Source organism: Streptomyces sp. NPDC003456 (assembly GCF_042878735.1).
Taxonomy (GTDB): domain Bacteria; phylum Actinomycetota; class Actinomycetes; order Streptomycetales; family Streptomycetaceae; genus Streptomyces.
Genome location: NZ_JBIAOK010000003.1, coordinates 676562 through 696459, shown reverse-complemented (window position 1 = coordinate 696459; position 19898 = coordinate 676562). Strand labels below are relative to the sequence as shown.

Annotated in this window: 18 protein-coding genes; 7 read left to right on the top strand and 11 right to left on the bottom strand. The window is 71.3% G+C overall.

Annotated features, from left to right (window positions below; all coding sequences use genetic code 11):
* Positions 1–174: 174 nt before the first annotated feature.
* Positions 175–390: a zinc ribbon domain-containing protein gene (locus tag ACFYWG_RS14080; RefSeq protein ID WP_389201379.1), complete on the top strand. Its 216-nt coding sequence runs from the start codon at positions 175–177 to the stop codon at positions 388–390.
* A gap of 76 nt (positions 391–466) precedes the next feature.
* A complete protein-coding gene (locus tag ACFYWG_RS14075; RefSeq protein ID WP_389201377.1) occupies positions 467–1252 on the top strand; it encodes a DedA family protein in 786 nt (261 codons plus the stop codon).
* On the opposite strand, the gene ACFYWG_RS14070 is transcribed toward ACFYWG_RS14075, so the two are convergent.
* From ACFYWG_RS14070 to ACFYWG_RS14060, 3 genes are all read right to left on the bottom strand, one after another.
* Positions 1173–1985, bottom strand: coding sequence for an HAD family hydrolase (locus ACFYWG_RS14070; RefSeq protein ID WP_376323313.1), 813 nt, complete (start codon positions 1983–1985; stop codon positions 1173–1175). The genes ACFYWG_RS14075 and ACFYWG_RS14070 overlap by 80 nt on opposite strands.
* On the bottom strand, positions 1982–4570 hold the full coding sequence (locus tag ACFYWG_RS14065) for a phosphoribosyltransferase domain-containing protein (RefSeq protein ID WP_389201818.1): 2589 nt from the start codon (positions 4568–4570) through the stop codon (positions 1982–1984). Before ACFYWG_RS14065 ends, ACFYWG_RS14070 begins: the two co-directional genes overlap by 4 nt.
* Before the next feature lie 112 nt (positions 4571–4682).
* A complete protein-coding gene (locus tag ACFYWG_RS14060; RefSeq protein ID WP_383503435.1) occupies positions 4683–5849 on the bottom strand; it encodes an HpcH/HpaI aldolase/citrate lyase family protein in 1167 nt (388 codons plus the stop codon).
* Positions 5850–6077: 228 nt separating this feature from the next.
* On the opposite strand from ACFYWG_RS14060, the gene ACFYWG_RS14055 reads away from it, so the two are divergent.
* On the top strand, positions 6078–6971 hold the full coding sequence (locus tag ACFYWG_RS14055) for a TerD family protein (RefSeq protein ID WP_385413175.1): 894 nt from the start codon (positions 6078–6080) through the stop codon (positions 6969–6971).
* A gap of 29 nt (positions 6972–7000) precedes the next feature.
* Here the strand turns inward: ACFYWG_RS14055 and ACFYWG_RS14050 are convergent, their stop codons facing one another.
* From ACFYWG_RS14050 to ACFYWG_RS14025, 6 genes are all read right to left on the bottom strand, one after another.
* Complete coding sequence (locus ACFYWG_RS14050; RefSeq protein ID WP_385413178.1) at positions 7001–7735, bottom strand: Tellurium resistance; 735 nt, start codon at positions 7733–7735, stop codon at positions 7001–7003.
* Between the two features lie 131 nt (positions 7736–7866).
* Positions 7867–9012 carry a DUF475 domain-containing protein gene (locus ACFYWG_RS14045; protein ID WP_383503429.1) on the bottom strand — a complete coding sequence of 382 codons (1146 nt, stop codon included), beginning with the start codon at positions 9010–9012 and terminating at the stop codon, positions 7867–7869.
* Positions 9013–9132: 120 nt separating this feature from the next.
* Positions 9133–9708 carry a TerD family protein gene (locus ACFYWG_RS14040; protein ID WP_376323303.1) on the bottom strand — a complete coding sequence of 192 codons (576 nt, stop codon included), beginning with the start codon at positions 9706–9708 and terminating at the stop codon, positions 9133–9135.
* 119 nt (positions 9709–9827) lie between these two features.
* Positions 9828–10403 carry a calcium homeostasis/redox stress adaptation protein gene (locus tag ACFYWG_RS14035; protein WP_094058092.1) on the bottom strand — a complete coding sequence of 192 codons (576 nt, stop codon included), beginning with the start codon at positions 10401–10403 and terminating at the stop codon, positions 9828–9830.
* A 154-nt stretch (positions 10404–10557) separates the two neighbouring features.
* Positions 10558–11016: a peroxiredoxin gene (locus tag ACFYWG_RS14030; protein ID WP_376323301.1), complete on the bottom strand. Its 459-nt coding sequence runs from the start codon at positions 11014–11016 to the stop codon at positions 10558–10560.
* 107 nt (positions 11017–11123) lie between these two features.
* The gene (locus ACFYWG_RS14025) at positions 11124–11561 is read right to left on the bottom strand and encodes a DUF3052 domain-containing protein (RefSeq protein WP_333930781.1); all 438 of its coding nucleotides are present in this window, start codon (positions 11559–11561) and stop codon (positions 11124–11126) included.
* Between the two features lie 414 nt (positions 11562–11975).
* On the opposite strand from ACFYWG_RS14025, the gene aceE reads away from it, so the two are divergent.
* Positions 11976–14723, top strand: coding sequence for a pyruvate dehydrogenase (acetyl-transferring), homodimeric type (aceE, locus tag ACFYWG_RS14020; protein WP_383503426.1), 2748 nt, complete (start codon positions 11976–11978; stop codon positions 14721–14723).
* A gap of 86 nt (positions 14724–14809) precedes the next feature.
* Positions 14810–15544 carry a potassium channel family protein gene (locus ACFYWG_RS14015; protein ID WP_389201371.1) on the top strand — a complete coding sequence of 245 codons (735 nt, stop codon included), beginning with the start codon at positions 14810–14812 and terminating at the stop codon, positions 15542–15544.
* A 109-nt stretch (positions 15545–15653) separates the two neighbouring features.
* Here ACFYWG_RS14015 and ACFYWG_RS14010 read toward each other — a convergent pair whose 3' ends face one another.
* Both ACFYWG_RS14010 and ACFYWG_RS14005 read right to left on the bottom strand, forming a co-directional pair.
* Positions 15654–15962 (bottom strand): small hydrophobic protein, encoded by a 309-nt coding sequence (locus tag ACFYWG_RS14010; RefSeq protein ID WP_383503422.1) that lies wholly within the window; start codon positions 15960–15962, stop codon positions 15654–15656.
* Between the two features lie 264 nt (positions 15963–16226).
* Entirely contained in the window at positions 16227–17849 is a 1623-nt protein-coding gene (locus ACFYWG_RS14005) for an MFS transporter (protein WP_383503420.1), read from the bottom strand.
* Positions 17850–17966: 117 nt separating this feature from the next.
* Here ACFYWG_RS14005 and ACFYWG_RS14000 point away from each other — a divergent pair, with 117 nt between their 5' ends.
* Together ACFYWG_RS14000 and ACFYWG_RS13995 are read left to right on the top strand one after the other, a co-directional pair.
* A complete protein-coding gene (locus ACFYWG_RS14000; protein ID WP_376323292.1) occupies positions 17967–18599 on the top strand; it encodes a TetR family transcriptional regulator in 633 nt (210 codons plus the stop codon).
* Between the two features lie 73 nt (positions 18600–18672).
* Positions 18673–19881: an alpha/beta hydrolase gene (locus ACFYWG_RS13995; RefSeq protein ID WP_389201368.1), complete on the top strand. Its 1209-nt coding sequence runs from the start codon at positions 18673–18675 to the stop codon at positions 19879–19881.
* The last annotated feature ends 17 nt before the right edge of the window (positions 19882–19898 follow it).

The following is a 19898-nucleotide window of genomic DNA, read 5'->3' as shown; positions in this document are numbered from 1 at the left end:
CCGCTCGCCGCTGTCGACCGCGGCGCGCTCCACAACCCCCCGGCCCGTGTGGCTTCTCGCGACGATGGAAAGCTACCAGTGGCCTTTACAGCTTCTCCATAGCGGTTGGGGCAAGAACAGTCACATGTGATCCCAGCGAGTGGTATTTCCGTCGCCTCGCACTAATCTGTCCCCATGCCTCGCTACGAGTACCGCTGCCGGACCTGCGGCGACACCTTCGAACTGAGCCGCCCCATGGCCGAGTCCGCCGCCCCCGCGGCCTGCCCCGCGGGTCACGACGACACGGTGAAGCTGCTGTCGACCGTCGCGGTGGCCGGTTCGGCCTCCGCCCCGGCCCCGGCGCCCCGGGCGGGCGGCGGGGGCTGCTGCGGCGGCGGCTGCTGCGGCTGACCCCGCCCCCCGGGCTCCTCCCGCCTCCGGGGTCTTCCTCAGCTCTTCTTCAGGTCCGGTTTCCTACGGTGGCGGCATGACAGCCAACGCCGCGGACGCCGGACCGCAGTGGGTCAACGACCTCATGGACACGATGGGCGCACCGGGTGCCGGCCTCGCCATCGCCCTGGAGAACCTGTTCCCGCCCCTGCCCAGCGAGGTGATCCTGCCGCTGGCCGGCTTCGCCGCGAGCAGCGGGCGGATGAGCCTGCTCGCCGTGCTGCTGTGGACGACCGCCGGCTCGGTGATCGGTGCCCTGGCGCTGTACGGGGTCGGCGCGCTGCTCGGCCGCGACCGCACGGTGGCGATCGCGGGCCGGCTGCCGCTGGTGAAGGTCTCGGACATCGAGAAGACCGAGGCGTGGTTCCTCAGGCACGGCACCAAGGCCGTGTTCTTCGGCCGGATGATCCCGATCTTCCGCAGCCTGATCTCCGTGCCCGCGGGCGTGGAGCGGATGCGCCTGCCGGTGTTCCTGGGGCTGACCACCCTGGGCAGCGCGATCTGGAACACGGTGTTCGTGCTCGCGGGCTACTTCCTCGGCGCGAACTGGCACACCGTGTCCGACATCGTCTCCACCTACTCCAAGGTGGTCCTGGCCGTGGCGGCCCTGGCGCTGGTGGCGTTCATCGCGGTACGGCTGCGGCGGCGCTCCAGGGAGACGCCCCCCGAAGGACCCCGGGGGACTGCGCGGCAGGCCGCCGCGCAGCCACGCCAGCACCCGCAGGACCAGGACACCCGCGTGCTCAGGCGTCCCGTACTGCCCCGAGAAACTCCCTCAGGATCCGCTCCCCGGCCAGAACGCCCCTCTCGGGGAGCGCCCTGACCGAAGGAGCCGTGAAGTCGGTGTCGGCCAGCTCCCCGTGCCCCGGCCGCCAGCCCCGGTCCGCCGCGAGGAGCAGGTCGGTGTCGAGCAGGGAGTCCCCCGCGGCGAGCGTGAGATCGGCCCCGGTGCGGCGGGCGACCTCCCGCATGGCCGCGCTCTTCGTCAGCGGCTGCGGAACGGCGTAGATCTTGCGGCCCTGCAGCGAGACGGTCCAGCCGCGGTTCTCCGCCCACACGGCGAGTTCCTTCACCCAGTCCTCGTCGAGCAGCTCCCGCTCGACGACGAGGTAGGCGAACAGGTCGTCGGCGACGCGGTGCTTGCGCACCCACACCGGGTCCGCCGCCCTGAGCAGGTGCTCCTGCACCTCGGCGAGCGGCGCGCACCGGTCGGCCAGCCGGGCGGTCACCTGCGCGTGCCAGTCGGGGTCGGACACCCCGTCCACCAGCAGGTGCCCGCCGTTGGCGCAGATCGCGTACGTGGGCTGCGGACCGGGCAGGTTGATGCGCTGGTACTGCTTGCGCGTCCGGGTCGTCGTCGGCACGAACACGGCCGCGTCGCCCAGGTCGGTCAGGAGCCCGGCCGCGGTCTCCGTCATGTACGACAGCGGCCTGCTCTCGTGCACCTCCACGCACAGCAGCCGGGGCGCCCGGGCGTCCGGCATGGTCAGGGCCAGGGCCGCCGAGGAGTAGATCAGCGTCCGGTCGAGGTCGCTCGCGACGATCACGCGTGTCACAGGGCCACCGCCTTGCCGTCGGCGCCGGTGGCGCCCCGGGTGAACCGGGGGTGGATCAGGCCGACGCAGGTGTAGGGCAGCGCGTCGACCTCCTCCACCGGCACCCCGCGCTGCTCGGCGAGCAGGCGGACGTGGTCGAGGTCGCTGCCCGCCCCGGCCCGGGCCAGGACCTTCCAGGGCACGCGGCGCAGCATCACCCGGGTGGTCTCGCCGACGCCGGGCTTGACCAGGTTCACGTCGTGGATGCCGTACTCCTCACTGATGCGTTCGACGGCGGCCCAGCCCTCCCAGGTGGGGGTCCGGTCGGCGGCGAGCAGCTCCTTGGCCTGGGCGCAGGCGGCGTCCGCGACCTCGGGGAAGCGGGCCGCGACGGCGTCCAGGAACGCCACGGAGACGTCCGTGGCGGCGAGTTCGCGGTAGAACTTGGCACCGTGGAAGTCGTGCGGGCCGACCAGGTCCGCGCGCAGCACGGTCCGCGAGACCAGCCCGGAGACGGTGGAGTTGAGGCAGGCGGAGGGGATGAGGAAGTCCTCGCGGGTGCCGTAGGTGCGCACGCAGGAGCCCGGGTCGGCCAGGACGGCGATCTCGGGGTTGAAGCCGGTGACGCCGTCGGACTTCTCGAACTCCGTCAGGGCCTGGGCGAGTTCGCGGGTGATGGCGCCCTTGCCGGTCCAGCCGTCGACGAAGACGACGTCCCGCGGGTCGTGGTGGGCGGCGAGCCAGCGCAGGGCGTTGGCGTCGATGCCGCGGCCGCGCACGATCGACACGGCGTAGTGCGGCAGGTCCAGGCCGTGCCGGTGCTGGGCCCAGCGGCGCATGAGGATGCCGACGGGCGTGCCGGCCCGGGCCAGGGAGACCAGGACGGGACGCGGGGACCGCTCGGCGAGGACCGTCTCGGTGACGACGCCGACCGCCCGGGCGATGCGGGCCGCGGAGGTGCTCAGCGCGGCGTGGAACAGCTCCTGGTACTGCTCGCTCGGCTGGTACTCCACCGGCAGCGACTCGGCGTAGTGGGCGCCGCCGCTCTGGATCGCCTCCTCGCGCTCCTCGGTCGGCGCCTCCAGCGTCACGTCCGAGAGGTCCTGGAGCAGCCAGCCGACCTCCTCGGGCGCGTACGAGGAGAAGGCGGGGCCACGGAGGGGCGCGGGCAGCATGGTGGGCCTTTCGGGCGCGTGCGGGGTGCCGGGGACGTACGAGGGGACGACGGCGAGCAGGACGTGCGGGGCGGTGCCGGCGAGGCGGTCCAGCAGTCCCCCGGGGGCGCGCAGCAGCGGGGTGTCCGCGGCGGAGTCGACGACGGCGACGACGGCGTCGAAGCCGGCGCCGGCGACGTTGTAGGCGTAGCGCTCGCCGGGGCCGTCGGCCGGGTCGTCGTGGGCGGGGAAGGCCAGGCGGGTGCGTATCGCGTAGCCGGGGTCGTCCACCGCCAGGACGGGCGAGCGCGTGGTGGTGGAGTAGCGGACCTCGGCGTCCGTCGTCCGCTCCAGGGCCTCGGCGAGCCGCAGCGGGGCGTACATCAGCTCCTCGAAGCCGAGGATGTGCACGCGGCGGGCGGCGGCAGGCAGGGCCTCGGCGATCCTGGCCGCCATCGCGGGCAGGGCGGCCTCCAGCCGGGCGCGGTGAGCGGGCGTGAAGCCGTGCCGCCCGCCGTCCGGCAGGCCGGCGGGCCAGCGCAGGTCGATGCGGGTGGCCTGGGGGGCGGTGCCGCCGCCGTCCGCGGGCGGGCCGGCGGGGGCTGTTCGCGCGGTTCCCGGTGCCCCGGAAAGGGGCGTGCCGGCCTCGCCGCCGCCCGGGGTCGCGGGGCTCCGCCCGGCCGGCCGCGACGGCGCCGCGCCCGCCGACGCGCCTGCCGCCTCGTACCGCACCACCAGCTCCTGTCCCTTCTCCAGCACCCCCTCGGGCAGCCGCACCGTCCCCGAGGCCGCGGTCACGAGATCCACCCGCGCACCGATCTCGCGGGCGAACTCCTCCAGCCGCCCCGCATCGGCGGCGGACCGCATGTCCACCAGCGCCACCACGACGTACCTCGGCCGCGGATACCGCGTGTGCAGATCGCGCACGGTGTTCAGCACCGTGTTGCCGGTGGAGAACTCGTCGTCCACCAGGACCAGGGGCCCGTCCCCGGCGAGCAGCGCGGGGTCCTCGGGCAGCAGCAGGTGGGAGGTCGCGTGGGAGTGGGACTCCTCGAAGCCGCCGGCCGGGGCCAGGCCGGGCACCGGTCGGCGGGTGGAGTGCAGGTAGGGGGCGAGGCCCAGGCCGTCGGCGACGGAGTGGCCGAGACCGGTCGCGGTCTCCGCGTAGCCGAGGACGACGGCCCGCCGGGCCTCGTCCTCGCCCAGCAGGTCCCGCACCCGGCGGCCGAGCGCCACCCCGTGCCCGTACACCACGGACGGCGCCTGGGGGACGTGCTTGCCCAGCACGTTCGACACCAGCAGGTGGGCCCGCTTGGGGTTGCGGCGCAGGGCCATGCCCAGCAGGCCGGTCAGCCGCTCGTCGCCGGCCAGCTCGACGCCGAGCCGTTCGGCGACCCAGCGGCCCGTCCAGACGTCCCCGGCCGGTGCGCCGGAGCGCGCCTCGTCCCGCATCGCGTGGTGCTCCCCCTCGTTCACTGACTTCTCCATGGATTCCCCGCGTCGCGTCCGCCGATGCACCTCACCGGGCCCGTCCCGCCGCTGCGGGGCCCCGCGCACGCCGCCGTCACTCCGGCAGGCCCGCCGCCAGCAGCTCCACGAAGCCGATGTCCTCGTTGGCCACGCCGAAGACCTCGGCGCGCAGCAGGGTCCGCTCGGCCCAGGCCCGGTGCGGCTTCACCTCGTTCATCTTGTTCGTGTACGCCGATCTCAGCACACCGCCGCCGCCGCGCTCGGGGCGCAGGATGTCCTGGGCGTCCGAGAACTCCTCGTGGCTGACGACCGACAGGGCGTGCACCGGCAGCACGTGGGAGGGGTGGATGCAGGTCTTGCCCAGCAGTCCGTTGGCCTGGTCCAGGGAGATCTCCCGCAGGAGGCCGTCCATGGCGTGCTCGATCAGCTTCGCGCGCAGCTCGGCGGCCTGCACCTCCAGGAAGGGGCTCTGCCGCAGCAGCGGCTTGAACATGCGCTCCTGGACCCGGAAGTACTCCCACACCGGCCCGGTCACGGTGAAGCCGGTCCCGTCGGCCCGGCCCAGCATGTTCACCACGTCGGCGATCACCGAGGCGACGATCTGCACGTCGTAGGCGGTCATGTCCGGGCCTCTGCGCAGCCCGTAGGAGGAGCAGAAGTCCGTGACGCCCAGGCGCAGGGCGAGGACGCGGTCGCGGTACTTGTCGACCGCCCGGAAGACGCCCTCCAGGGTCTCCACGCGCGACTCCCGGTAGAGCAGCTCGGGCGACTCCAGCACGGGCATGGCGAAAAGCCGACGGCCGCTTTCGGCCTCGGCGGCCGCGAGGGCCTCCAGGAACGGGATGCCGCGCTCCGCGGTGAACTTCGGCAGGACGAAACCGGACAGCAGCCGCACGGCGGGGCCCAGGCGCCGGACGAGGTCGGGTATCTGCTCCGCGGCGCGGACCCGGACGAACAGCAGCGGCAGGTCCGCGTCCGGGAGGCCGGCGAGGGACGTGAGCTGGCGGACCAGGTTCTCCTCGCCGGGGCCGACCTCGGCGTCGTCGATGGAGTCCTCCAGGCACAGCACCATGGAGACCACGCCCCGGCCGGCCTGCTTGCGGACGTCGTCGGCGAGGCGGGGCCGGGTGGCGGGGCTGTACAGCGTGGCGCCCAGGGCGGCCGACAGCAGCCGGGCCGGGGAGTCCGGCGTGAAGGTGCACGGCTCCCGGTGGAAGAGGCGCTGCCGCACCTCAGGGGCGATCTGTCCGAAGTGACGCATGGATCTCCCCCGTGGTGGTTGCGCGACCTGCGAATCGACGAAAGCTGGCCGGTAATAGTACGTAGAAGTCCATGTCCCAGGTTCCCGTCAGGCATGAATTTCAGGTAACGCGGGCAAGCACAGCCGGACCCGGCCAACTCGACGGTAGTCCGCGACCGCCGGGGGCGCCGCTCGTGGCGCCGCGCCCCCGCGTTGTCGTGAGCAGGACCGAGAAGGCAGGATGACCGCATGACGCACGCGATGCTGAAGGGGTCGAACGTCCCGCTGGAAGCCACCACGGTACGCGCCGTGCTGCGCTGGACACCGGGGCAGGGGGTCCCGGACGTCGACGCCTCCGCGCTGCTCCTCGGCCCCGGCGGCCGTGTGCGCTCCGACGAGGACTTCGTCTTCTACAACCAGCCGCGCCACCCCTCCGGCAGGGTGTGGCGGCTCGGCAAGAAGCGGGTCGCCGAGGGGCTGACCGACACGGTCCAGGCGGAGCTGGACGGTGTCGAGTCCGAGGTCGGCCGCATCCTGATCGTCGCCTCGGCGGACGGCGTCACCTTCGACCGCGTACAGGCGCTGCGCATCCTGCTGTACGACGCGGCGGGCCCGGGCGGGGAAGCACTGGCGTACTTCGACGTGAAGCCGGAGACGGGCGAGGAGACGGCGCTGATCTGCGGCGAGCTGTACCGCCGCGGGGAGGGCTGGAAGTTCCGGGCGCTGGGCGAGGGCTACTCGAACGGGCTGAAGGGCCTGGCGACGGACTTCGGCATCTCGGTGGACGAGTCGGAGGCGGCCGAGGAACCCACCACCTCCGTCCCGACGCCCCCGACCACGGCCGGCCCCGCCCCCACCACAGCCGGGCAGCCCGCGTCCGCCCCCGAGACGTCCCGTCCGCTGCCGCCGGAGCAGCCGGCCGGCGTGCCCGCGCAGTCCGGGTACGGCTACCCGGCGCAGCAGCCTCCGGTGACCCAGCCGGCCTACGGCTACCCGCAGCCCACCAGCCCGCCCGTCTACGGCTATCCGCAGGCCGGGGCCGCGGGCGGGCAGCCCGGGTACGGCTACCCGCCCCCGCCCACCGGCGGGCCCGACCCTGACTTCACGCTGCCCCCGCAGGGACCGCAGTTCATCGGCCGCTGAGGCGCGGCCGGCCGGCGGGGCGTGCGGGGTCAGCGGTCGACCTTGGTCTTGTAGCCCCGCCCCCACTGCAGCCCCCAGCCGTAGAGCCGGTCCAGTTCGGCCTGGAAGCCGTAGACGAACTTCGCCTCGCGCCGCACGACGATCTCGTCCTTGACCTTCTCGATCATGACGACGGCGCAGGAGCGGGCCTGCGGCTGACGCTCGTCGAGGTGGATCTCGATGCGGGGACCGCTGCTCGGGTAGAGGGTGACGCTGGCGTGGGTGCGGTCGAACGCGGGTGTCTGGTCGTAGATGTAGACGAACACCAGCAGCCGCTTGATGTGCTCGCGGTGGTCCAGGTTGATGTACATCGTCTCGCCGGAGCCCGAGCCGAAGCGGTCGTCGCCGCTGAGCTTCACGTACGGCGGGGCGTTGACGTCCCCGAAGTAGCCGCCGAGGGGCTGCACGACGCCCTTGCTGCCGTCCTGGAGCTCGTAGAGGCAGCCGAGGTCCAGGTCGACGTTGACCATGGACTGGCTGTGGCCGACGACCTCCGGCGGTTTCAGCGCCCGGAAGGGGTGGCGCAGCAGGCTCTCGCGCTGGGAGCCGCCGATGTCGGAGGTGCGCATCCGCCAGCTGAGGTTGACGCGCAGGTGGCCGGTGGCCGCGTCCTGCTTGGTGAGTGATATCTGCGAGCGCCGCTTGGTCAGCTCGATCGCGTTGGTTGCCGCGTTGCCCGAGTCGAACTGCGCCTCGCCGCGCCGGAGTCCGTCGAACAGGCCCATTCCGCCCCCCAGGTGCACTTGGAAACCGCGGGTCACCGCCGTGCCCGCGGCCTTTCACGGCCGACGGGGCGGCCGCCGAGGAGTCGCCTCGGTGGCCGCCCCGTCGAGAGCGTTCCTCACCCGGAGGGGTGTCACACCCCGGACGAGACCTCGGTCTTGTCGCTGGATCCGGTGTTGCCCTCGGCCGCCGCGAGCGCCTTGTTGCGGCGGACGGAGGACCAGAAGGAGGCACCGATGAGGACGACGCCGATGAGGCCGGTGATGATCTCGTTGATCTCGTACTGGATGGTGACCAGCAGGATCATGGCGAGCGCGCCGATGGCGTAGTGCGCGCCGTGCTCCAGGTAGACGTAGTCGTCCAGGGTGCCCTGGCGGACCAGGTAGACCGTCAGCGAACGGACGTACATGGCGCCGATGCCCAGGCCGAGCGCCATCAGGACGATGTCGTTGGTGATGGCGAAGGCGCCGATCACGCCGTCGAAGGAGAAGGACGCGTCCAGGACCTCCAGGTAGAGGAACATGAAGAACGCGGCCTTGCCGGCCAGCTTGACCGCCGACTTGGGCTTGCCCTCGCGGGCGGCCTGCTCCTCGGCCTCGTGCTCGCGCTCCTCCTCCTCTTCGAGCTTGTCCTCGAAGAAGCTGGAGAGACCCCCGACGATCATGTAGGTGATCAGGCCGGCGATACCGGACAGCAGGACGGTCTCCGCCTTGTCGGCGTGGGTGCCGCCGTGCTGGTGGGCGTGGGCGCCGAAGGTGATCGAGGAGACGAGCAGGACGATCAGCGCGATGCACACCGACAGCATGTCGATCTTGCCGAGCTTGGACAGCGGGCGCTCCAGCCAGCCGAGCCACTTGATGTCCCGGTCCTCGAAGATGAAGTCGAGGAAGATCATCAGCAGGAACATGCCACCGAAGGCGGCGATCGACGGATGCGCGTCGGTCACCAGCTCCTGGTAGCGGTCCTTGTCGGTGAGGGCGAGGTCGACCGCTTCGATCGGGCCCAGCTGGGCGCTGATCGCGACGATCACGACGGGGAAGACCAGCCGCATGCCGAAGACGGCGATCAGGATGCCGATCGTGAGGAAGATCTTCTGCCAGAAGGCATTCATCTTCTTCAGGATTCCGGCGTTGACCACCGCGTTGTCGAAGGACAGCGAGATCTCGAGGATGGACAGGATCGCGACGATGCCGAAAGCGGTCCACCCTCCGTAGAAGACCGCTGCGACCAGGCCGAGCGCGGTGACCGCGAACGACCACCCGAAGGTTTTCAGAACCACTGGCTACCCAATCGTGTGTGTACGGGGCTCCCCCGCGCCGTACCCGGCTTTACGAACTTTTGAAGCCGCAGTCTAGTGGGCCCCTCCGGTCCCTCCACGAGGCCCCGGACCGTCCCCGTCTCAGGAGACGTCGACCCCGAAGTCCAGCGCGATGCCGCGCAGACCCGACGCGTACCCCTGGCCGACCGCCCTGAACTTCCACTCGCCCTGGTACCGGTACACCTCGCCGAAGATCATGGCGGTCTCGGTGGAGGCGTCCTCGCTCAGGTCGTACCGGGCCAGTTCCTGGCCGTCGGCCTGGTTCACCACGCGGATGAAGGCGTTGCTGACCTGGCCGAAGGCCTGGCCGCGCTCGTCGGCCATGTGGATGGAGACCGGGAAGACGATCTTGTCGCACTGCGGCGGCACCTTGGCGAGGTCGATGAGCAGCGACTCGTCGTCGCCGTCGCCCTCGCCGGTGAGGTTGTCGCCGGTGTGCTCGACCGAGCCGTCCGGGCTCTTGAGCTGGTTGTAGAAGACGAACCACTCGTCCCCGAGCACGCGACCGCCGCTGCACATCAGGGCGCTGGCGTCGAGGTCGAAAGGCGCTCCCGTGGTGGAGCGCGCGTCCCAGCCGAGACCGATCATCACGTGTGTGAGGTTCGGTGCGGCCTTGGACAGGGAGACGTTGCCCCCCTTGGCAAGCGTGACGCCCATGATGCTGTCCCTCCCCGAAGGATGTGTCCCAGGTGGTCCTGCACGTCCGGCGCCGCACGTAAACCGTGCGGCGCCGGACGGGAGGATGCGGGGCCCCGGTGCCGGGGCCGCCGGGTGGCTCAGACGTTCACGCCGAAGTCCTGCGCGATGCCGCGCAGGCCGGAGGCGTAGCCCTGGCCGATGGCGCGGAACTTCCACTCCGCGCCGTGCCGGTAGAGCTCACCGAAGACCATGGCGGTCTCGGTGGAGGCGTCCTCGCTCAGGTCGTACCGGGCGATCTCCGCGCCGCCGGCCTGGTTGACGACGCGGATGAACGCGTTGCGGACCTGGCCGAAGGACTGCTGGCGGGTCTCGGCGTCGTAGATCGAGACCGGGAAGACGATCTTCTCGACGTCGGCCGGGACGCCGGCGAGGTCGACCTTGATCTGCTCGTCGTCGCCCTCGCCCTCACCGGTGAGGTTGTCACCGGTGTGCTCCACCGAGCCGTCCGGGCTCTTGAGGTTGTTGAAGAAGATGAAGTGCGCGTCGCTCGCGACCTTGCCGGAGCTGTTCAGCAGCAGCGCGCTGGCGTCCAGGTCGAAGTCGGTACCGGTCGTGGTGCGGACGTCCCACCCCAGACCGATGATGACCGCGGTCAGGCCCGGCGCCTCCTTGGTCAGCGATACGTTGCCGCCCTTGCTGAGGCTGACTCCCACGAGTCCTCCATTGGTGTCCAGGGGCGGGAAGCCCCGTTGTGCTCGGATGTCGGATCAACGAGTCGATCCTAGTGACGGGTTCCCGCGCCCCGCAGGCCCTGGAGCCGACATTCGCGCGGGTGTCGGTGCCGGGCGCGCAGCCGCCCGGCCGGCGTCACAGGGAGTCGAGCGCCTTCACGTAGTCGTTCAGGTCGCGCGCGTCCGGCAGGCCGTTGACCACGGTCCACCGCACGACGCCCTCCTTGTCGATGACGAAGGTGCCGCGCACGGCGCAGCCCTTGTCCTCGTCGAAGACGCCGTAGGCGCGCGAGACGTTGCCGTGCGGCCAGAAGTCGGACAGCAGCGGGTACTCCAGCTGCTCCTGCTCGCCGAAGACGCGCAGGGTGTGGATGGAGTCGTTGGAGACGGCGAGCAGCTGGGTGTCGCGGTCGGTGAACTGCGGCAGGTGGTCACGCAGCTCGCACAGCTCGCCGGTGCACACGCCGGTGAAGGCGAAGGGGTAGAAGAGCAGGACCACGTTCTTGGAGCCGCGGAAGTCGGACAGCTTCACCGCAGCGCCGTGGTTGTCCCTGAGCTCGAAGTCGGGGGCCTTGTCGCCGATCTGGATCGCCATCGTCGTGGGTGTCCCTTCCTCATCGTGTGCCGGGAGGGACCACCCTACGCAGGGGCCCGGGCACGCCGACGGGCGGGCCGCCGGCGCGGCCCGCCCCGGCGGTACGACTACCGCTTGGACTTGGCGGCCTTCGGCGTCGCCAGCCGGCTGCCGCTCCAGTCCTTGCCGACGCTGACGCTCTTGGACGCCGTCAGACCCGCCGTGGTGGCGGCTTCCGAGATGTCACTCGGCTCCACGTACCCCGCACGGCCGGTCTTCGGCGTCAGGAGCAGGATGGCGCCGCCCTCTTCGATGTACGTGGTGGCATCCACCAGCGCATCCGTCAGGTCGCCGTCGTCGTCACGGAACCACAGCACAACGGCGTCGGCCACGTCGTCGTAGTCCTCGTCCATCAGGTCGCCCTCGATGACGCCCTCGATGGTCTCGCGGAGCTCCTGGTCCACGTCGTCGTCGTAGCCGATCTCCTGGACCACCTGCCCGGGCTGGAACCCCAGCCTGGCGGCAGGGTTCGTCCGCTCCTCCGCGTGGTCCGCGGTCGCGCTCACGGGTTGCCTCCTGATCATGTCTTGGGAAATATCTCAGCCACGCGCGTGCGCGAAGCATTGGCCGTAGTCCACACGGGCGGGACCGATCGCGCAAGTACCCGGCCGTGCAGACCGCCGAAACGGTGACGATCCCGGCGGTGTCACCGCAACTCCAGGCACACCATCATGGCCCGAGGTGATGCACACCACACCTTTCTGCCCTGTTTGGGCGTTTGGGAATCGTCTGTGGGTACGAGACTCGAAGGTATTCGCCCCAGGTGCCACGGAGCCGGTCTCCGCTCGGGTTACCGCGCGGTAGAGATGACGTTTCACGGCCCCGAGGTGGACCATGGGGAGCGGCGCGCCCCCCAGCGACGACGCCCTGCGACAGCGAAACAGCGGCCCTCGCAGGCCCTCTGACAGGTAAGGAACAGCGTGGCTTCCGCATCCGATCGCAACCCGATCATCATTGGCGGCCTTCCGAGTCAGGTTCCTGACTTCGATCCCGAAGAGACGCAGGAGTGGCTCGACTCCCTGGACGCCGCCGTCGACGAGCGCGGCCGGGAGCGCGCCCGCTACCTGATGCTGCGGCTGATCGAGCGGGCCCGCGAGAGGCGCGTGGCCGTGCCGGAGATGCGCAGCACGGACTACGTCAACACCATCCCGACCAAGAGCGAGCCGTTCTTCCCGGGCAACGAGGAGATCGAGCGCAGGGTCCTGAACGCCACCCGCTGGAACGCGGCGGTGATGGTCTCGCGGGCACAGCGCCCCGGCATCGGCGTCGGCGGCCACATCGCCACCTTCGCCTCCTCCGCCTCGCTCTACGACGTCGGCTTCAACCACTTCTTCCGCGGCAAGGACGAGGGCGACGGCGGCGACCAGGTCTTCTTCCAGGGGCACGCCTCCCCCGGCATCTACGCCCGCGCCTTCCTGCTGGACCGGCTGAGCGAGCAGCACCTGGACGGCTTCCGCCAGGAGAAGTCCAAGGCCCCGCACGCGCTGTCGTCGTACCCGCACCCGCGCTCGATGCCCGACTTCTGGGAGTTCCCGACGGTGTCGATGGGCCTCGGCCCGATCGGCGCGATCTACCAGGCGCGGATGAACCGCTACATGGAGGCGCGCGGCATCGCCGACACCTCCAGGTCGCACGTGTGGGCCTTCCTCGGCGACGGCGAGATGGACGAGCCGGAGTCGCTGGGCCAGCTGTCCATCGCCGCCCGCGAGGGCCTGGACAACCTCACGTTCGTCGTCAACTGCAACCTCCAGCGGCTCGACGGCCCGGTGCGCGGCAACGGCAAGATCATCCAGGAGCTGGAGTCGATCTTCCGCGGCGCCGGCTGGAACGTGATCAAGCTGGTCTGGGACCGCACCTGGGACCCGCTGCTCGCCCAGGACCGCGACGGCGTGCTGGTCAACAAGATGAACACCACGCCGGACGGACAGTTCCAGACGTACGCCACGGAGACCGGCGCGTACATCCGCGACCACTTCTTCGGCGACGACCACCGGCTGCGCGCGATGGTCGAGAACATGACCGACGACCAGATCCTGCACCTGGGCCGCGGCGGTCACGACCACCGCAAGATCTTCGCGGCGTACAAGGCGGCCGTGGAGCACAAGGGCCAGCCGACGGTGATCCTGGCCAAGACGATCAAGGGCTGGACGCTGGGCCCGAACTTCGAGGGCCGCAACGCCACGCACCAGATGAAGAAGCTGACGGTCGACGACCTCAAGCGCTTCCGCGACCGCCTGCACCTGCCGATCTCGGACAAGGAGCTGGAGTCCGGCGTCCCGCCGTACTACCACCCGGGCCGCGACTCGGAGGAGATCCAGTACATGCACGACCGCCGCCGGTCGCTCGGCGGTTACGTGCCCACGCGTGTCGTCCGTTCCAAGCCGCTGGCGCTGCCCGAGGACAAGACGTACGCGACCGTGAAGAAGGGGTCGGGTCACCAGTCCATCGCGACGACGATGGCGTTCGTCCGGCTGCTGAAGGACCTCATGCGGGACAAGGAGATCGGCAAGCGGTTCGTGCTGATCGCGCCGGACGAGTACCGCACGTTCGGCATGGACTCGTTCTTCCCGAGCGCGAAGATCTACAACCCGCTCGGGCAGCAGTACGAGTCGGTCGACCGCGAACTGCTGCTCGCCTACAAGGAGGCGCCGAACGGGCAGATGCTGCACGACGGCATCTCCGAGGCCGGCTGCACGGCCTCGCTGATCGCCGCCGGCTCGGCCTACGCCACCCACGGCGAGCCGCTGATCCCGGTCTACGTCTTCTACTCGATGTTCGGTTTCCAGCGCACCGGCGACCAGTTCTGGCAGATGGCCGACCAGCTGTCGCGCGGTTTCGTCCTGGGCGCGACCGCCGGACGCACGACCCTGACCGGTGAGGGCCTGCAGCACGCCGACGGCCACTCCCAGCTGCTCGCCTCGACGAATCCGGGCTGCGTGGCCTACGACCCGGCGTTCGGCTTCGAGATCGCGCACATCGTGCAGGACGGCCTGCGCCGGATGTACGGCTCCTCCGCGGAGCACCCGCACGGCGAGGACGTCTTCTACTACCTGACCGTCTACAACGAGCCGATCCAGCACCCGGCCGAGCCGGAGAACGTGGACGTGGAGGGCATCCTCCAGGGCCTGTACCGGTTCAGCGAGGGCACGGGCGGCTCGGTCCCGGCCCAGATCCTGGCCTCGGGCGTGGCGGTGCCGTGGGCGGTCGAGGCGCAGAGGCTCCTCGCCGAGGAGTGGGGCGTCAAGGCGGACGTCTGGTCGGCGACCTCCTGGAACGAGCTGCGGCGCGAGGCCGTGGACTGCGAGGAGCACAACCTGCTGCACCCCGAGGAGGAGCAGCGGGTGCCGTACGTGACGCGCAAGCTCGCGGACGCGCAGGGCCCGGTCGTGGCGGTGTCGGACTGGATGCGCTCGGTCCCGGACCAGATCGCGCGCTGGGTGCCGCAGACGTACCAGTCGCTCGGCGCGGACGGCTTCGGCTTCGCCGACACCCGCGGCGCGGCCCGCCGCTTCTTCCACATCGACGCCCAGTCGATCGTGGTGGCGGTGCTGACCGAGCTGGCGCGCGAGGGCAAGGTCGACCGGTCGGTGCTCAAGCAGGCCATCGACCGGTATCAGCTGCTGGACGTGTCGGCGGCGGACCCGGGGGCCGCGGGCGGCGACGCGTAGCACACGGGAGCTCCGTCTCCCCGGGGTGGCGAGCCTCACGGGCGCACCGTGGGCCCGCCACCCTCCGGCTTTCCTACGATGCCGCCATGCAGCAGCAGACGGCCCAGCTCCGCTGGGAGCAGCGCACCCAGCGCCCCCTGTTCGCCCTGGCCCTCGCGTTCGCCGTCGCGTACGCCGTGCCGATCGTCCGGCCGGACGCGGACCGCACGGTGGTGCAGGCGTGCGCGGCGGTCGAGTGGGTGGTGTGGGTGGCCTTCGTCCTCGACTACGTCGTGCGCCTGGCGCTCGCCCCGCACCGGGGGTCCTTCGTGCGGACGCACTGGCTCGACCTGGCCGCGGTGGTGCTGCCGCTGCTCCAGCCGCTGCGGCTGCTGCGGCTGGTGTCGACCCTGCTGCTCGTCGGGCAGCGGGCGCGCATGGCCTCCCAGATCCGGCTGACCACGTACGTCGCCGGGGCCGTGGTCGGGCTGCTGATGTTCGGCTCGCTGGCGGTGCTGTCCGTGGAGCGCGACGCGCCGGACGGGAACATCCGCACCCTGGGTGACGCGGTGTGGTGGTCCTTCACGACGATGACGACCGTGGGGTACGGGGACCACGCCCCGACGACCGGCCTGGGGCGCATGCTCGCGGTCGGGCTGATGCTGTCGGGGATCGCCCTGCTCGGTGTGGTGACGGCGAACATCGCGGCCTGGTTCATCGCGCGGTTCGAGAAGGACGACGTGGAGGAGCGGCTGCAGACGGAGGCGATCCGGGAACTGGCGGAGGAGGTACGGGCGCTGCGCGCGGAGGTGGCGGCGCTCAAGAGGACGTCCGTCGAGTGAGAGCCGGGTCGGCGGGGACGCCCACGGCCGGGTGCGTCCGCCGGCCCGGTCCGCGCACGGGCGGGGCCCCCGGCCGAACCGCCGGAGGCCCGTGCTCACTTCACCCGGTTCAGTACAGGCCCAGGCCCGGTGTCATGGCTCCGGACAGCCACAACAGGGCCAGGAGCGTGTCGATGGCGCCCAGGACGAGGGCCACCACGGCCGCGGCCGGGCGGGAGCCCGACCAGGTGCGGCCCATGGCGAGCCAGCCGCAGACGATCGCGGCGGGGCCGAGGACGATCCCCAGCACGAAGAAGCCCGCGACCGCGCAGATGACTCCGACGAGTCCGAGCGTCGCGCGATCCGTCCCGGTCCGTGACCACGTCCGGCCACGTGAGCGGGGGTGCCCGCGCGTACCGCGTCCAAAGCTCGCCATCATCAACTCCCGTGATCCCTCAGCCGGTTGGGGCTCAACTCGGGTATGACACGGCGGGTACCCCGCGAACGCCCGGCAATGCACCGCTGCCTGCGCGCCACCCCCCTCCGGCAGCGCGCCGCAGCGTCCACCCTCCATGTCCTGCGGAGGACTTGACCCACTGTGACCTGAGAGGCGGGTCCGGCGGGAGGCTTCGCGGCCCTCGTTCACCCTGAAGAGCGAACGCCCCCGGGATGTGCTTCCCCGGGGGCGTTCGTCGGCGGTCCGTCAGATGTGGGCGGCGCCCGCACCGGCGCCGGCGTTCTCGCCGCGCTTGGTCAGGAACGCCACCAGCACCGCCACCGCGGCGACGCCCGCCGCGACGAGCGAGGCCGCGCTCATGCCGGCGATGAAGGTGTCGTGCGCGACCCCCGTGATCTTCGCGGCGATCGCGTCCGGCGTCCCCGGCGCGAGCGGCGGGACGCCGACCTGGACCGCCTCGGAGGCCTGGTGCTCCTGCTCCGGGGTGAGCGGCGGAAGGCCCGCCTGCTGCCAGTTGCCCGCCAGGTCGCTGTTGACCTTCGACGCCATGACGGCACCGAGGACGGCCGTGCCGAGGCTGCCGCCGATCTGCATGGCGGCCTGCTGAAGACCGCCCGCGACACCCGACAGCTCCATCGGGGCGTTGCCCACGATGACCTCCGTCGCGCCGACCATGACCGGCGCGAGACCGAGGCCGAGCAGGGCGAACCAGAGCGACATGACGCCGCTGCCGGTGTCCGTCTCCAGGGTCGACATGCCGTACATGGCGATCGCGGTGAGCGCCATGCCGCCCGCGAGCGGCACCCGGGGGCCGAACTTGGTGATCATCGCGCCGGCCAGCGGGGAGCCGACGATCATCATGCCGGTGAGCGGCAGCAGGTGCAGGCCCGCGTCGACCGGGCTCATGCCGTGCACGTTCTGCAGGTAGAACGTGACGAAGAACAGGCCGCCCATGAACGCGATGGCCATGAGGATCATCAGCACGACACCCGCGGACAACGCCACGGAACGGAACAGCCCGAGCGGGATCAGCGGCTCCCTGACCTTCGTCTCCCAGACGGCGAAGACCACGAAGCCCAGCACGGAGGCGCCGAGGAAGCCGAGCGTCCTGGCGTCGCCCCAGCCCCACTCGGACGGCGGGGCCTTGATGAGCGCCCACACCAGGCAGAAGACCGAGGTCGACAGCAGGGCGATGCCCGGCAGGTCGAAGGAGCGCGGGGCGTTCTCGGCGCGGTGGTCGAGCAGGATCCACGCGCCGAGGACGACGGCGAGGACGCCGACCGGCACGTTGATGAAGAACACCGACTGCCAGCTGACGTGCTCGACGAGCACACCGCCGAGGATCGGGCCGCCGGCGGTGGACGCGCCGATGACCATGCCCCAGATGCCGATGGCCATGTTCAGCTTCTCGGCGGGGAAGGTGGCCCGCAGCAGGCCGAGCGCGGCCGGCATCAGCAGCGCGCCGAACAGGCCCTGCAGGACACGGAAGACCACGACCAGCGCGATGCTGTCGGACAGACCGATGGCGCCCGACGCGGCGGCGAAGCCGACGACGCCGATGAGGAAGGTCTGCCGGTGCCCGAAGCGGTCGCCGAGCTTGCCCGCGGTGATCAGGGAGACGGCGAGGGCGAGGAAGTACCCGTTGGTGATCCACTGCACCTCGGCGAACGTGGCGCCGAGGTCCTTCTGGATCGCCGGGTTCGCGATGGCCACGATGGTGCCGTCCAGGGCGACCATCATGACCCCCACGGCGACGGTGATGAGGGTGAGCCAGGGGTGCCCGCGCAACCCCTTGCCCGGCGTCGCGTCCACCGCGCCCGGCACCTTGCCCCCCGACCCCGACGTGTCGATGGCGGTCTGACTAGTCATACGTTCGAGGCTAGTGACAGTCACTGACAAAAGACAATCCGATTCCGGCGCCGGTAACCGGCACGACATCTGCGGCTAGCCTGAACTGGGAGAACACGGCGTACGAGAGGACCTCGGGTGAACTTGCGCGAGCGCAAGAAGCAGCGCACGCGGGACGCGCTGCTGCGGGCCGCCCTGGAGCTGTTCGCCACACGCGGGTACGAGGAGACGACCGTCGACGACATCGCCGCCGCCGTCGACGTGTCGCAGCGCACCTTCTTCCGCTACTTCGCCGGCAAGGAGGAGACGGCCCTGTTCGTGCCGCGCCTGGCGGAGGCCGTCGTCGTCGACGCCCTGCGGGCCCGCCCGCCCTCCGAGCCGCCCCTGGAGGCCCTGCGCCGCGCCGTCCTGGAGAGCTGGGACACGATCCACGAGGCCGTGGCGGAGCTGGTCCCGATCGACCTGCACCTGCGCGTGTACCGGGTGATCGAGTCGACACCGGCGCTGCTGGCCGTCCATCTGCGGCGGGCGGCCGAACTGGAGGAGCGGCTGGCCGCCGTCATCGCCGAGCGCGAGGGGCTCGACGTGGACGCCGACCCCCGGCCCAGGATCGTCGTGGCCCTCTTCGGCGGGGTGATCCGTGTCACCGAACGGTTGTGGTCCGCCGGGGACGACCTCACGGTGGAGGGGCTGCGCGAACTCACCGCCGCCTACCTGGACGAGGTGGGTCCGGCACTGGCCGGGAACTGGCGTCCGGGGCGGTCCCCCTGACGGCCCGACCAAAACGTGATACCGGTCACTTGGTTAACGCGAGACCCTCTCGTTCTCCTAGTGTGTCCATTCAGTGACTTCCTTCGACACCTCCCCGCAACTGAACGTCTGGCGCGCACTGCTCGCTCTGGCCGTGGTGTTCGTGATGCTGGCGACCACCGGCTGGACGGCGATGCGCAACCAGCGGGGCGACACGCCGCTCCATGCCTCCCTCTCCGCGTGGGAGCACGGCAGCATCGGCGGTCACCGGCTGCCCGACCCGCAGTCCGCCCCGGGGAAGCTGGCCCGCTTCTTCGCCTCGCTCGGCGAGGCGGAGCGCGCGGGCCTGGCCCGCAGGTACCCGCTCGCCGTCGGCAACATGAACGGCGCCCCCGTCGAGCTGCGCTACCGCGCCAACCGGATCGCGCTCGCCAAGGAACGCGAGATCGAGCGGGAGCGCCTGCACGACGACCGCCTCACGCCGGCCGGGCAGCACGACGCCGGGCGCCGCATGGACCGCCTCGACGACCTGCTGGAGAAGGACCGCCGCATCCTGGCCTTCGACCCGGAGGGGTCCGGCCGGGTCGCCGAGGTCTTCGGCGACCTGAACCGGGCGGACCGGGTCTCGGTCGTCGTGCCCGGCGTGGACACGAACCTGCTCACCTTCCAGCGCACCGAGCGCTCGTACGCGGCACCGGTCGGCATGGCCCGGTCCCTGTACGACGCCGAGCGGAAGGCGAGCCCCTCGACCCGCACCGCCGTGATCGCCTGGGCCGACTACACCGCGCCCAGCGGGCTCGGCATCGACTCGGCGACGGCGATGCGCGCCCGGGACGGAGCGGTCCGGCTGGACGCGATGGTGCGGGCACTGCCCGGCCGGGCGCCCGTCTCGCTGTTCTGCCACAGCTACGGCTCGGTGGTGTGCGGTGTCGCCGCGCACCGGCTGCCGGACCGGGTGTCCGACATCGCGGTCGCCGGCAGCCCCGGCATGCGGGTGGAGAACGCCGCGCAACTGCGCACCGGGGCCCGGGTGTGGGCGATGCGGGACGCCGACGACTGGATCCAGGACGTGCCCTACCTGGAGCTGGGCGGACTGGGCCACGGGGCCGACCCGGTGTCCTCCGGGTTCGGCGCGCGGGTGCTGTCGGCGGCGGGCGCGAAGGGGCACGCCGGCTACTTCGAGCCGGGAACGGCAAGTCTGTTCAATTTCGCAGAGATCGGCGTCGGCGCATACCGCTCGGTGCACTGCGCGCACGAAGACGGCGTCTGCCGTACCGGTTTGTCCGGCACGGCGGCGGCCTGACGCGCGTAGAGGCGAAG